The sequence below is a fragment of the Paraburkholderia elongata genome, assembly GCF_013177735.1.
In the GTDB taxonomy this organism is placed as follows: domain Bacteria; phylum Pseudomonadota; class Gammaproteobacteria; order Burkholderiales; family Burkholderiaceae; genus Paraburkholderia; species Paraburkholderia elongata.
Genome location: NZ_WOEZ01000123.1, coordinates 1 through 14,213 on the forward strand (window position 1 = coordinate 1; position 14,213 = coordinate 14,213).

12 protein-coding genes are annotated in these 14,213 nt (G+C 60.6%); 1 reads left to right on the forward strand and 11 read right to left on the reverse strand.

Going from position 1 to position 14,213, the window contains the following annotated elements:
• Positions 1-166 precede the first annotated feature (166 nt).
• On the forward strand, positions 167-634 hold the full coding sequence (locus GNZ13_RS22800) for an amidohydrolase family protein (protein WP_216674982.1): 468 nt from the start codon (positions 167-169) through the stop codon (positions 632-634).
• 28 nt (positions 635-662) lie between these two features.
• Here GNZ13_RS22800 and GNZ13_RS22805 read toward each other — a convergent pair whose 3' ends face one another.
• From GNZ13_RS22805 to GNZ13_RS22855, 11 genes are all read right to left on the reverse strand, one after another.
• Complete coding sequence (locus tag GNZ13_RS22805) at positions 663-1,061, reverse strand: RidA family protein (RefSeq protein WP_172168286.1); 399 nt, start codon at positions 1,059-1,061, stop codon at positions 663-665.
• Positions 1,062-1,171: 110 nt separating this feature from the next.
• Positions 1,172-2,386: an alanine racemase gene (locus GNZ13_RS22810; RefSeq protein WP_328807276.1), complete on the reverse strand. Its 1,215-nt coding sequence runs from the start codon at positions 2,384-2,386 to the stop codon at positions 1,172-1,174.
• Positions 2,308-3,249 carry a glutamate cyclase domain-containing protein gene (locus GNZ13_RS22815; RefSeq protein ID WP_172168290.1) on the reverse strand — a complete coding sequence of 314 codons (942 nt, stop codon included), beginning with the start codon at positions 3,247-3,249 and terminating at the stop codon, positions 2,308-2,310. Before GNZ13_RS22815 ends, GNZ13_RS22810 begins: the two co-directional genes overlap by 79 nt.
• A gap of 47 nt (positions 3,250-3,296) precedes the next feature.
• Entirely contained in the window at positions 3,297-4,598 is a 1,302-nt protein-coding gene (locus tag GNZ13_RS22820) for an MFS transporter (RefSeq protein WP_172168292.1), read from the reverse strand.
• Positions 4,599-4,875: 277 nt separating this feature from the next.
• Positions 4,876-6,324 carry an MDR family MFS transporter gene (locus GNZ13_RS22825; RefSeq protein WP_172168392.1) on the reverse strand — a complete coding sequence of 483 codons (1,449 nt, stop codon included), beginning with the start codon at positions 6,322-6,324 and terminating at the stop codon, positions 4,876-4,878.
• A gap of 52 nt (positions 6,325-6,376) precedes the next feature.
• Positions 6,377-7,639 carry an oxalate/formate MFS antiporter gene (gene oxlT, locus GNZ13_RS22830; RefSeq protein WP_172168294.1) on the reverse strand — a complete coding sequence of 421 codons (1,263 nt, stop codon included), beginning with the start codon at positions 7,637-7,639 and terminating at the stop codon, positions 6,377-6,379.
• 136 nt (positions 7,640-7,775) lie between these two features.
• Positions 7,776-9,353, reverse strand: coding sequence for a gamma-glutamyltransferase family protein (locus tag GNZ13_RS22835; RefSeq protein ID WP_172168296.1), 1,578 nt, complete (start codon positions 9,351-9,353; stop codon positions 7,776-7,778).
• Between the two features lie 136 nt (positions 9,354-9,489).
• Positions 9,490-10,824: an amidase gene (locus tag GNZ13_RS22840; protein ID WP_172168298.1), complete on the reverse strand. Its 1,335-nt coding sequence runs from the start codon at positions 10,822-10,824 to the stop codon at positions 9,490-9,492.
• Entirely contained in the window at positions 10,821-11,843 is a 1,023-nt protein-coding gene (locus tag GNZ13_RS22845; RefSeq protein ID WP_236002145.1) for an ABC transporter substrate-binding protein, read from the reverse strand. Before GNZ13_RS22845 ends, GNZ13_RS22840 begins: the two co-directional genes overlap by 4 nt.
• A 27-nt stretch (positions 11,844-11,870) precedes the next feature.
• Positions 11,871-12,725: an ABC transporter permease gene (locus tag GNZ13_RS22850; RefSeq protein ID WP_172168300.1), complete on the reverse strand. Its 855-nt coding sequence runs from the start codon at positions 12,723-12,725 to the stop codon at positions 11,871-11,873.
• Positions 12,722-13,498 carry an ABC transporter ATP-binding protein gene (locus tag GNZ13_RS22855; protein ID WP_172168303.1) on the reverse strand — a complete coding sequence of 259 codons (777 nt, stop codon included), beginning with the start codon at positions 13,496-13,498 and terminating at the stop codon, positions 12,722-12,724. The genes GNZ13_RS22850 and GNZ13_RS22855 overlap by 4 nt, the downstream gene beginning before the upstream one ends.
• Positions 13,499-14,213 lie beyond the last annotated feature (715 nt).

Below are 14,213 nucleotides of genomic sequence, written 5' to 3' on the forward strand. Positions count from 1 at the left end.
TCATCTAAAGTAAAATATTTTAGTGACTACAAATTTAACTAAAAAAATAGCGTTCGCCCGATCAAATCATGAGGCCCGACAGGCACTTGCCGCCATCAACGAGACTACAAGATGGGCGGAACTTCCGTTTAACCTCGAATATCTGGTCGGCGTCACGGTATCGATGATGGAGCCCCTCTCGAAGCGGATCGAACCGTTCGGCTGGCACATTCAAGTCAATGCCACCGCTGCGCAGCTACTCGCGCATCGGCAGTTGCTTGCGAGTCTGTCGTCGCCGCTCGTGATCGATCATATGGGGCAGATCCCGCAACCGGGCGGCGCGGAGCATGCCGCGTTCCGGATGGTCGAGGCGCTGTTAGCCAACGGCCGTACCTGGGTCAAATTGAGCGGACCCTATCTCGTGTCGCGAAGCGGAGCGCCGGTCTACGCCGACGCCGGCACGGTCGCGCTCAGGTTTGCCCAGCTTGCCGCGGACAGGATGCTGTGGGGATCGGACTGGCCTCATCCGACGCAAGCGGCCGACAACAAGCCGGACGCCGCCCGCTTGCTGGACGATCTGACGCTGTGGATACCCGATGAATCGACGCGGCATCGAATCCTCGTCGAAAATCCCGCAAGGCTCTACGGCTTCTAGCGTGCGTGCATGCGGCGCGCGGCCTGCTTCAGCGCTTGCCGATGTAGGCAACCACGTCGATCTCTACGAGCACACCCTGCAGACCGGCTTCCACGGTCGTTCGCGCCGGTTTGTGCTGGGCAAACCAGCTCGCATAGAGCGCGTTGAAGCGGCTAAAAAGCGTTAAGTCGGTTAGATAGACTGTGACCTTGACGACGTCCTCCAGTCCCGCGCCAGCGGCGGCCAGTACCCGCTCGACATTGGCAAGCGTCGCACGGGTCTGCTCTTCGATCGAGTCGCCGATCACCTTCCGGTCGGCGTCGCGCGGCGTCTGGCCGGACAGGAAGACGAAGTCGCCCGCGATCATCGCGGAAGAATAGTGCCCGCCTGGGTTAAGGTCGGTTGGATTGACGCCATGCAATGCACGGGGCGTGCCATTGTCGTTCATGTTTTTCCCTTCGCCTTGATGTGGCGTTTTTTCGACTTGCCGCATGACATGCGTGGCTGCGTCGCGTTGTATCGCTTCAATCGACGCCTACCCGCTGCGGGCCTCGCGGCCTATCGACGGCTCCCGAGTTGCTCACGCACTTCCCACGACCCTTCGGTGTTAAGCACCATCGCGCTAGGGTAGAGATAAGCAGTTGTGCAAGCGTGGCAAGGCAATAGCATCACCCGGTCGCCGACAGCCAGATCGGTGTTCTCGACCACGACGTGCTCTTCGCTCATCATGACGATCTTGCCGTCCCAGCGAAAGCGCTCGGCCAGCGGCTTGTCCGGCGAGATGGCCTTCGAGCCCGCATCGAGCGTGGCGGTTGTGCTGTTGCGTGAAATTACCGTTGCCAGTACATATGCGCTCGGCGTCCAGCTGAGCGCGGGCAATTCCAGGTCGTGTTGAGCGCTCGAATAGGTCCAACTGCCCGGGGACACGAAGTCGGCGAGCGTGCGCGGCCACAGATCGAACGTATAGCTGCCCCCAGCGATGAGCCTCGTCGACAGTCCCTCTGCATCGGCTGCGCACGTCAGCGCTGCCACTTTCTCCACGATGGCGGCCACCCGCGTACGGCGCGCGGCACTGTCGAGATCATGGATATGGCCGTCGTAGACATGCCATCCTCCAAAGCAGCCGATCGTGGCCAGTTCGCGGGCCAAGTGCAGCGTCGCCGCTGCTATCGGCGCTCCAGTTCTGCCCATGCCGGCATCCAGATCGATGAGCAGCGCGAGATTGGTCAACGGCGCCCCGTTCGTCGCGCGACGCCACGCGGCTACGCCTGCCGCCGAGTCGACGAGCGCGTCGATCCGTGCGTCCGGATTAGCGTGCGCAAGCGCGAGCAGGGTACGGATATGAGCGCGGTTGACGGTCGGATACGCCCAGACGACGTGTTTCGCGCCGGCCTCGAGCACCATCGCCACTTCCGCGACTGTAGCGGCCTTGAATGCGCGTACGCCTTCCCGAATCAACCTCTCGACGATCCATCCAGCGCGATGCGTCTTCACATGCGGCATGAGCCGTTCCACCCCTCCACACGCACGGGCGGTCGCATGCAAGTTATCCACGATGCCGCGCTCGGATACGATGAAACACGGTGTTTGCAATTCTTCTGGCAAGCTGACGGCCCACGACGGCGCACGTCTGAGAGTGATACTCGAAAGGTCGGGCATGGTTGGTACATTAAAAAATGAAAAGGGCGTCGCGCTCACGAGTGCGATGGCTCTGCGAGGTATCCGTCGACGTGCGCCCTGAGTTGACGCAGCACTTGTGCATGCTGTTCCCATGGCAGCCGGTCGACGCTCATCTTCGGCGTCGCGGGGCGGTCGACGCGACTATCGTCAACCGCCTGCCCGACGTCGACGGCCGCCGCGAGATACGCCCGGTCGCGCTCCGGCGTGAAGTCGGTGAGGAGTCGCGCCGCTGCGTCTCGGGGCGCGACCATCGCCATTGCGGATACCAATCCCCAGCCGCCCCAGTTCGAGACGCTGGAAACAATCAGATAGTCCGCGGGAATGGCTGCGCTGATCAACGGGCCGTTGGGAATGTCGTCGTGGACGATTTCCTCGGGCAGCACGCCCATGCCGATTTCATTGCCGCCGTCGCCGATGCCGATCGTGACCCACGGACGCGGCCACTCGGGATCCTCGAACAGAAGGTGCAGCGGAGCGGTATCGTCGGACATGTCCGCTCCGTACTCTCGGTGCGGCTTGCCGTCGCTCGCGGGCGACACCCGCTCGATCGCGATCAGATGCGTGATCGGACGTTCAGCCTCGCTTAGCCGCGCTCTCAGCGACTTCACCGATGCCGTGCTCACCGAGGTGACCTCGAACGCCACGTCTTTCGGCAATTCCGTGGTGACTGCCCAGACCGCCTTGCAGCACGGCGCGTCCGAGATCACCGTCACCGGTATGCCGAGGTTCGAAAGTGCGGCGGCCAGGTGGGCCATGCCGCCCAGCCCGTCCGTCTCCGGCGAGGGCGGGACGGCATTGCGTATGAAGAAGCCAGTCACGATACCGACGTGGGCGTTCGGCGTGCTCATGATCGAACGCGCGGCCGCTTCCAACTGACCTTCAACGAACCGCTTCATGCGGCCAATGTCGCGCCGGACAGTTTGGCCAATGATGTCTTCGACTTTTGCTATTCCCATTATCCAATCCCAGTAGCAACGTTGTTCATGCGAGGCGCGACGATCGCTCAGACCGGAATCTTCGTTTCATAATCGATTCCGATCGAACAGAGCAGCAGGCCGACGCCCATTGCGGCGAAACACATCAGCGCAAGGAAATAAGAGCCCGTGAATTGAACGATCGCGCCGATCGCAATTGGGATCACCATGCCGCCGATATTCCCGCCGAAGTTGAGCAGCCCGCCGAGCGTGCCCACCTTGTTGCGCGAGGCGAGCATCGCGGGGATCGACCAGTACAGACCGCCCCACCGCAGAAAGAAGAGAGTGATGGACAGCAGGATCACGACCATCGTGGGGCTCGTCGCATGTGCCACTGAAAACACCGCAATCGTGGCGACCACGCCGGCGATACCGAAAATCGTGCGCATGACGCGGTTCGGCGCGGCGCCGCTGGCGAGCCACTTGTCGGCGACGTAGGCACCGAAGAGTTCGCCGATAAACCCGCAGAAGAAGATCACGAAGCTGGCGCCGCCCATCTGCTGAATGTTGAACCCCTGCACCTTCTGCAGATAGGTGGGCATCCATGTCAACAGGCCGTAGTAAAGCGTCGTACAACACATGAAGCCGACGAACATCAGCAACACTGAGCGATACCTGAAGAAATCGAGTGAATTGCCTGACAGGTTTTTCGCTTCCTTTTCATCTTCCTTGCGCCGGGCTAGTTCAATGTGTTCCGCTTCGGCTTCATTGACCCCGGCGTGATCGCGCGGTTGATTCTTGATGTAGTACCAGGCGCCTATGCCGCACAGGACCGTGCCGACGCCGGCGATCGCGAACGCTGTGCGCCATGAGTGCGCGACCACGATCAGCCAGGTGATCAGCACCGATCCAAGCGCTGCGCCGAGCGGCGAGCCGCCGTCCATCAGCGATGCGCCACGGACCCGCTCATGCTGCGTGAGCCACATCGCATTGAGCGCACCTCCCGCCGAGGCCACGGGCGCTTCTGCCACACCGAGTCCGAGCCTCGTAGCGAGCAAGGACATCGCATTGGTCGTCAACGCGCCAAGACCCTGGAAGGCACCCCAGAGCAAAGTGCACAGCGCGAGGACCAGTCGCGGCTTGAAGCGGTCGACTGCCATGCCGCCTGGAATCTGCATCAGCGTGTACGACCAGAAGAACGAACTCATAATGATGCCTTGCATGACCGGCGTAAGCGTGAACTCGCTTGCGATCATCGGCATTGCGACGGACAGGGATGCACGATCGATGTAGTTGACCGTGACCAGCAGCAACATAATGAGAAAAATCTTCCAGCGAACTGATGTCTTCGGCTGGGCGTGCGCCATGATCGCTGCAGTTGCTCTGCTCATACCTGTGCTCCTGATTCGCTGTTTGAATGTCAGATACACGCCCGGCGCGTTGCGCATCGGCGATGTATGGACCGGTCATCTGCCACGCCGCAGGCGCCCGTTCCGGGCTTGAGTATAGGTGCGTGGATCTGAGTGGAGATAATCGAAAGTGGCCCGGGCAATCGATAGAAATCGCTGATCATGGGTACTCGCTTCGTGCAGGTTTCTTTTCCGCGCGGCATTGCGCGTTACAGGTGAGGAACAGGCCGGCGTATCAATTGGTTGCGGGTTCGCTCCTTTACACGAGATTGATAGTCGGTACAAGCATCAGGGAGACGACCGCTCCGATCGATATCATCAGGACGGAAGAGAACGTGAGATGGAGGGACTGGTGGAGCGCAAGTCTCACCGCAGCGTTGACGATAGGGTCGCCTGGTACCGAGCCAAGAAGCTGTCGCAATTGATCGGAGGTAACCGCTGCGGTGCCGGTCGAATGAGCAAGCCCATAATTCAGAACCGCACCAAACACGGCTGCACCAAGTGTACTGCCGAGGTTGCGGGAGAAGAGGTTGGACGCCGTCGCGCTACCGCGTTCCGACGGCTTGACGATTTCCTGGATCAGAATAAGTGAGCTCACGCTAACTATTCCCATCCCCAAGCCCATAATCAACGACCCGATTCCTGCAAACAGCGGCGTGCTCTGTGGGGTCAGTGCTGCGAAGACCACGGCGCCAATCGGCAAGAACACGCTGCCGCCGATGAGGGTGCGCCGCAGTCCGAGCCGATGGAAGGAGCGTGCTGCAATGGTAGCGCCCGTTGGCCAACCGACCATTATCATCGTCAAAGCGAGGCCTGCCACCACCGGGGACCTGCCCAGGACGCCCTGTACATACATGGGAAGAAAGCTGGTCAACCCCATTAGCGCCATGCCCGAAAGCACAGTGGCGGCATTACATGCCGCGATTGGCCGATGCCCCCACAAGGAAAACGAAATCATCGGGTCGGCGGCCCGTTGCTCCTGGAGAATGAAGAGTGCGCCGCATATCACGAACAGAGCAAACTCGAGGATGGTCGGAGTACTGACGGATGTTCCGGCATTCGTCAGCGCCACCATGAAAGCGCCGATGCATGCAGCGAAGAGCGTTGCACCGACGTTATCGATCGAAGGGCGTTCGCGCCTTTCCTCTTCGTGTAGAAAGACGACGAAACCGGCGGCGGAAGCGAGGCCAATTGGGATATTGATCCAGAAGATCCAGGCCCATGAAAGATCGCGAATGAGCACGCCACCTGCCATCGGTCCGACGACCGCAGCGATGGCCCAGACACTGGCTAGATAACCCTGGATTTTCCCTCGTTCGCGTGCTGGATACAGGTCGCCCACGATAGTGAGCGCAACAGGCTGGATCGCACCAGCGCCGATACCTTGAATCATTCGAAACGCGATCATTGCGGGCATTGACCGTGCAAAACCCGCGAGCACTGATCCCACCAGAAAGATGGCGATGCCAACGAGCATGGTGGGCTTACGACCGTACAGGTCAGCGAGCTTGCCGAATACGACCGTCATCGCGGTCTGCGTGAGCAGAAACGAGGAGAAGACCCAGCTATAAAGATGCAGGCCGCCCAATTGAGTCACGATTTGCGGCATCGCTGTAGACACAATGGTCGCTTCTATAGCGACCATTGCCATTGACGCCATGATCGATGCAATAACGAGCGGTCGTACTGTTTTCAGATGTTGTGACATGCCTTGCTTGTAGAAAGGACCTTGCCCGCGAATAGACTTGTTATTCATGCACTCAGACAAAACGCGCGCGCGCCGGCTTCAACATGAAGATCGCAAGCGCGGCGGTACTCAGATCGAGCACAATCGCACAGCCGAACACCGGCACCCAGCTACCGGTTTGCTGATGCAGCAGCGCGGCCAGCGGACCGCCGAAGATCGATCCGATCCCGAACGAGATGTAAAGCCAGCCGTAATTCGCGGTGGCATAACGGGTACCAAACGTATCGGTCAGGGTCGAAGGGAACAGCGAAAAAATTTCGCCCCAGCCGAAGAACACCACGCCGGACAGCAGCACGAACAGGACCGCGTTATCGCGCGTCATTAGCCAGAGCGCCATCGCCACACCTTCCAGCGCGAACGCGAAACACATCGTGTTTTCGCGCCCCAGGCGATCCGATATCCAGCCGAACAGCGGACGGGTCAGGCCATTCGTGAAGCGGTCGATCGTCAGTGCCAGCGGCAATGCGGCGAGCCCGAAGACCAGCACCTTGCTGACACCGAAGTCAGTGGCGAAGCTTGCCATCTGCGACGTCACCATGAGGCCCGAGGTAGACATCATCGTCATCATCACGAACATCAGCCAGAACAGCGGCGTCCTGAGCATCTCGGACGGGCGGTAGTCGCGCGTCGCGACCGCTGTCCGGAATACTGTCGAGCCGATACTGCCCGCCGCAGGCGGTACCCGCAGGCCCTGCGAGGCGAGGAGGCCGACTACTGCGAAGATGATGCCATACAGCCACAGCGTGGATTCGACGCCGCGTGTTGCCAGCGATGCAGAGATCGGAAAGGTGGTGACAATTGCGCCCATGCCGTAGCCTGCGGCCGCTACACCGGCAGCGAAGCCGCGTCGATCGGGAAACCAGCGGACCACGAATCCCACCACGCCGACGTAGACGATGCCGGTACCGAGACCGCCGATGCCGCCATACGTGAGATACAGCATCGACGTACTGTGCGCATACGAAGCCAACACCCAGCTCACGCCTGCCAGCAACGTACCGATCGAGATCAGCATGCGCGGCCCGAAACGATCAATCAGTGCACCCTGGAATGGTGAAAAGAATGCCTGCAGTAGCACCAGCAGTGAGAATGTCACTTGCAGTTCCGGCAGCGCGATGCCGAGCTTGGCCATGAGCGGCTTCGTCATCAGAGTCCATACATATTGCGGACTCGAAATCGTCATCATGCAAACAAGGCCGAGTCCGAGCTGGATCCAGCGGGTATGCGCCGCTGCTTGCGCGGCGGTGCCTTTCAGTGGTTGCGTGCTGGTGTTCAACGCGTTTCTCCGTTTTGGATTGAAGTATCGACAGATGGACGGACGTGCGCCGTCCTTGCCGTCGGCGCGAACGCTCGCGTGTCGCCGATTCAAAAGGGTGCGGGCGGAGCGGCCGCCCGCTGTTTAGCAGACGCGCCTACCAGCCAGCCGCGGCTCCGTCGCTGCGCGGGTCATAGCCTGCCTCCAGACATCCGTTGCCGTGCCGGACGATCGCGCCGGCGTGGCCCATTGCTTCGTCGTATGGCAGCATCTGCTCGACGTCATGGCCGAGACGGCGCAGCGCATCGAACGTGTCGGTGGGAAAACGCGCCTCAAGCTTGAGTGTTTCATTGGTTCGCCCCCAGGTCCGCCCCAGCAGCCAGCGAGGCGCATCGATAGCGGCTTGCGGATTCCAGCCGAAGTGCGCGATCCGCGAAAACACGGCGCTTTGCGATTGCGGCTGGCCGTCGCCGCCCATGTTTCCGTACACCATCGTGCGTCCATCAGCGAAGCGCGCGAGTGCCGGGTTCAGCGTGTGAAACGGCCGTCGCCCCGGCGTAAGTGGATTGCGCGCAGAGGGATCGAGCGAGAAGCTACAGCCGCGGTTTTGCCAGTTGATGCCCGAATCTGGAAGCACAAGGCCGCTGCCGAACTCGTGATAGATGCTCTGGATGAAGCTGACGGCCACGCCATCGGCGTCGATCACGCCGAGCCATACTGTGTCGGCCGGTCCGCGACCGCGACCCCACGGAGCCGCCGCAGACATCGAAATCTGCTCGGCCATCGCGTCGAGCACAGGCGGCGCAAGCAGCATCTGCGGATCGATGTCCATGTAATCCGGGTCGGTGATGTGCTTGTCGCGGATGGCGAACGCGAGCTTGGTCGCCTCCACGCATGCGTGGACGTACTCGGGCCCGAGCGGATCCATATCGTCGCGCAAGACACGGTCGAGCACACCGAGGATCTGTAGTGATACAAGCCCTTGTGTGGGCGGTGGCATGTTGTAGATCGTGCCGAGCGAATGCGTGAGTGCCAGCGGCGTGCGCAGCCTTGCGCGATGCTGTTCAAGATCGGCTAGCGACAGTGGACTTTCGAGGGCACGCAGGTCGGCCGCGATGCTGCGTGCGAGGTCGCCTCGGTAGAAGTCGTCGAGACCCGCGTGGGCGAGACGCTCGAGCGTCGCGGCAAGGCGTGGTTGGACAAAGCGGTCGCCGACAGCCGGCACGCCCAGCGGGTTGTCGGCCGTCAGAAACGTCTCGGTGAACCCCGCAACTGATCCGAGTTCGTGCCGCTTGAGCGCGACGCATTCGGACTGGCTGCGCGTGACCGGAATACCGCCTCCCGCGTAGGCGATCGCATCTTCCAGCAGGCGCGCGACCGGGAGCTTGCCGCCGAGTGTGTCAGTGGACCAACGATGCGCCAACGCCCAACCCGACACTGTGCCGGCCACCGTATTCGCCGCCAGCGGTCCGCGAAACGGGATCGATTGCAGGCCGCGTGCGCGATAAGCGTCGATCGTCGCCGCCGATGCCGCCGCTCCGCACGCCTCGATGCCGACGGGCTCTTCACCCGGCCGCGAAATCAACCAGAAGCCGTCGCCGCCGATGCTGTTCATGTGCGGATACACCGCTGCGATGGTCGCCGCGGCGGCAATCATCGCCTCGACGGCATTGCCTCCGTCGCGCAGGATCGCGAGCGCGCTTTGCGACGCCAGCGCATGGGGTGTGACTGCCATCCCGCGGATGCCCCGCACAGGATTTAAAAATTCTGCTGACATGTTTCCTCAAACAATCAATCGATCATCGCTACCCGCTCAGCCGATACGGGTTCGCATGATCACGTGATACTTCCTGTACACAACGAAGCCGGCATCAGCGAGAAGCAACTGCGATGTTCCAGCCGGTTCTACCTTCCACCCACTCGGCAAGCGACAGCAACGCGGCATCGTGCTGACTCGCACCGACCAGTTGCACGCCAAGCGGCAGCCCCCCTGGACCGAAGCCAACCGGTAACGTCACCGCCGGCACGCCGAGGAAGGTCCAGGGCGTGCAGAACGCCGCATCGCCGGTATAGTCGAGCCCGCGGGGCGCCTCGCCCAATGCGGGCGCTACCAGCAGCGCGTCCAGTCCCGCCGCTTCGGTGAGCCACCGGTCGAAGCGACGCGCCATCTGTACCTGCAATGCCTTCGCTTTCGCATACTCAGTCGCGGGCAAAGCCCGGCCTTCCTCGACCAGAGCCGTGATCGGTGCGCTGACAAGAGCCGGCGAACGGTCTACTAGTTCGCCATGTATCAGCGCCGCTTCAACTGCGACCAAGATCGAAGCATGCCGTGCAGCGTCGAGCAGTTCGGCAGGCAAGTCGGCGCCGACGATTTCTGCGCCATCAGCCCGTAAGCGTATGGCGAGTTGATTCAGCACGTGTTGCTGCGCTTTGTCGATCGGTCCGCCGATCTGCTGGCGCAACACGCCGATGCGTGGCGGCCGCTTTGCCGTATCGCCTGGGCCTTCCCCTTGGCGACTGTTATGCGAGGCGTGTGGATCGTCCGCATCGATACCCGCCAGAATGGATAGCGCATGAACTGCATCAGCGACATTGGTGGTGAAAACGCCCAGGTGATCGAGCGACCCTGACAACGGCAACACGCCGGTCCGCGCAATCGTGCCGTAACTCGGCTTTACCCCGACCACACCGCAATACGCGGCGGGCCGGATGACGGATCCGAACGTCTGCGTGCCGAGCGCGAGCGGCACGATGCCTGCCGCAACGGCGGCAGCCGAACCGCTCGATGAACCGCCAGGCGTGTGATCGCTATTCCACGGGTTGGTCGTAGCGCCAGGCTGACGCCAGGCGAACTCGGTGGTGACCGTTTTGCCGAGTATCGTGGCACCGGCTTCGCGCAAACGGGCAACGACCCATGCGTCCTTGTCGGGCCTGCGCCCTTCGTAGGCCGGCGATCCGTACGCGGTGGGCATATCGGCCGTGTCCATCAGGTCTTTTATGCCGACAGGGACGCCCGCGAGCGGCGCGTCGGGATCGGCACGATTGACTATCGGCGACGCCGGCAGATGGATGAACGCTTGCAACTCAGGCTGCAGTCGTTGCGCCGCATCAAATGCCTGTTGGACAGTCTGATCGATGGTGCGCGTTCCCGCGCGGATCGCGTCACGGATTTCGCGGATGGTGGGGGAGGGGGAAGATTGGCTCATTTCGCGGCAAGTGCTTGATGAATGTAGTTCTGCACGATGAAGGTGCTGTAATTCGGCTGCTGTTTCAAGTTGCCGAGCGAGATCTGCGTATCCATTGCAACCGACAGCGCTTTCGGGGTGATGTCGACGTTCTTGGGATACACGCCTTCGTTCAGCATGCGTTTTACCGCAGCGTTCACGATCTCCGGATCGAGGCTTGGAAACTCTCGGCGGGCGATCGCCAGGGTTTCCGTGGGATTGCTCTGCATGAAGACGAGCGCCTGTTCCATACTTTTCACGAACCGTGCCGCCACATCGGGGTCCACGCTCCTTTTCGCCGAGATCGACGAGAATGCGTATTCGCCGTACAACTTCGGAAAGCCAAGCACCACCTTCATGCCTTTGGCGACGGCCTGATCAAGGCCGGGTTCGTACATCACCGCAACCTTGGACTGGCCTGCAACCAGTGGGCCGATCTCGGAGCCGAGCGGTACCTGGGTTAGTTTCACGTCGGCTGGGGACATGCCGTTCTCTTTTAGCAACTTGAAGAACAGCGACGTGCTGGTAGTCGGCATTTGACCCGACACGACCGTCTGGCCCTTCACGTCCTTGATGCCGGTGAATTTGCTGTCCGGCGAGGTGACGATCCACACCGCCGCACCGTTCACAACGTTGGCGATCACGTCGACATCCGCGCCTTTTTCGGCGGCGACCGCGGTCCATTCGGGACCATGCAGCGAGAAGTCCGCACTTCCCGACAACACGGCCGACAATGCCGCGCTCGGGCTGCCCGCGGTCTGCTTTGTTACATCTAGTCCTTCCTTGGTAAAGAAGCCGCCGTCGATGGCGACGTAAAGTGGCAGATACAGCATCGACTGGAAAGCCTGCGAAATAACAGTTTTTTTGTTGGCGGCCAAGGCGGGCGTTGCGATGCTGACGGCCGAAACAGCGACTGCTGTTGTCAGTGCAGCCAGCATTTTTCTTGCAATGATTGCCATTTTCAGGTCCAGAAAAAGGTTAGATTGACGGACGAAAAGCAAACAATTCGACCTTGAGTGGCGACGGCGTCAAACCCGTAGCGTCGGTGCATTCGATACCTGTCGCCACGGCAGCAGCTTGCGTTCGACCAGGTCGATCAGGAAATACAACACGAAGCCAATCGCCATTAGCACGAAGAGGCCGGCCCACACGGTGTTCAGGTCGTAAAGACTTGAGGCGGTAAAGATCATGTGGCCAAGCCCTTTCTCTGACGAAATGAATTCACCCACCACTGCGCCCACCAAACCAAAGCCGATGTTGATCCGCAACGTCGAGATCACATAAGGCAGCGTGAACGGAATGACGACTTTCAGGAACACATCGTTCTTGTTCGCGCCAAGCGTGACGAGCAGTGCCTGAAGATCAGGATCGGCCTCTTTCGCTGCCTCGTAGGCGGCTATCAGCGCGACAATCGCCGTCAGCGAAATCGCCAGCGCAACTTTCGAAACAAGCCCGGTGCCGAACCAGAGAATCACAATCGGCGCGAAAGCGATCTTCGGAACGCTGTTGATCGCGACGATAAATGGCTCGATCAGTCGCGCGACGAATGTCGAATACCATAGCGCGAGGCCGCAGACCGAGCCGACCGCGGTGCCGAACAGAAAGCCGAGCATCGCTTCGAACATGGTGTAGCCGATATCGACGAAGAGGTCGCCTGATTCAGCGGAGCGAGCTAGAGCGTCGTAGATTTTTGTCGGCGAGCCGACCAGGAAGTTCGATACCCAGCCAAGCCGCGCAGCGCCTTCCCATGTGGCAAAGAATGCAATCACCGCGACGAGTTGCAAGACCGTGCGCCCCCATCCCGTATTCAGCGCGGGGCCTGAACGCGTCCGGCTGCGTGTCGCAGAGACCTTCGCATTATTGAAGGATGCGGAATGGTTCATGCTGCCTTTACCTCGGTTTGGATATCGAGTTCCGCGCACAGCGCGTGAAAGTAGCCGGAAAAGTTCGGATCGCTGCGCGCACCGATTGGCGAACGCGCGCCGATCTCGATGTCATAGACCTTTTTGACTTGCGAAGGCCGGCCGCCTAGCACCACCACACGCTTCGACAACGCGACTGCTTCGTCGATGTCGTGCGTGACCAATACGACCGTCTTGTGGAACGTCTCGACCGCTTCCATCAGTACGCCTTCCAGATACAGCCGGGTCTGATAGTCGAGCGCTGAAAACGGCTCATCGAGCAGGATGATGTCGGGATCGTTGATCAAGGTGCGGATCAGTGCGACACGCTGGCGCATGCCACCGGACAGCATGCGGGGATACGCGTTTTCGAAACCCGCAAGGCCGTAGGTGTTCAGGTATTCCATCGCCATTTCGCGCGCTTGTGCATCTGGCATGCGGGATAACTCCGGCCCGATCAGGACATTCTGCAATACGGTGCGCCACGGCAACAGCAGGTCACGCTGCAGCATGTAGCCGACTTTGCCGCGCAAGCCGGTGACCGCTTGCCCTCGATAGACGATCTCGCCGCTGTCGGGTTCCAGGAGGCCGGCGATCACGTTGAACACGGTCGTCTTCCCGCAGCCCGACGGGCCGATGATGCTGACGAAATCCCGTTCATTGATGTCGAACGACAACCCACCCAGCACATCGACCGAGCCCTGCTTACTGGAAAAGGATTTTCGAATGTTTCGCAACGCTAGTTGAACGGGCATGCTGGTCCTCGTGCTGAACTTGAATCACTTCGCGCTTCGCTTACGTGCCCGTTCCGCGCAGCGTCGGTACACGGCTGGTTGACGATTCTGAAGTGCCTGACTGGGGAACTCAGTTGCTGGTTTCGTCGGTTGTCGACGGGAAAAAGATGCAAATTGCAACAATTGAAATATCCACATTGATTCGATCCGCACAAAGCATGCCATCGTGCGAAAACCCCATGTACAAGTGCGAATTGGGTACTTCCAAGTGGAAGTGAGCACACTGGCATGTTCTGGAAGTGTGCAGATGCGCGCAAGGAAGGTGCATCAGGCACAACGAAATCGGCGGCGCACCACCTCTGGGCGAAACGCGGACGTGCGATGGCGAAAGGTCATTGCAAGATATCTAGGCGTGGCCATCGGTGCGCGACCCGCCTCCAGAATTGAAGTGCCGTACCAAGGCCGTTGCATCAGGACGTCTATGTTGCGGCTCGAGGGGCTTCCCCGCGACGCTAGTGAGTGCTTTCCCGGTAGCGGCGTCTCTGCCCAACGATATTGTCGCAACGGCCGCTACGTCCACGCGTGTCAGGAGCGTTCGACGCGTTAGGGGTTAGGCAACCGCGTTTGCGTCGTCGAACTCGCAAGGGGCCGGGAGCGGACTGAGATGGCGAACAAACCGGTGGTTTCTCGCTCACCGGCGATTTGTACCGCAACCCGTAACACATCAGTCGAGCCG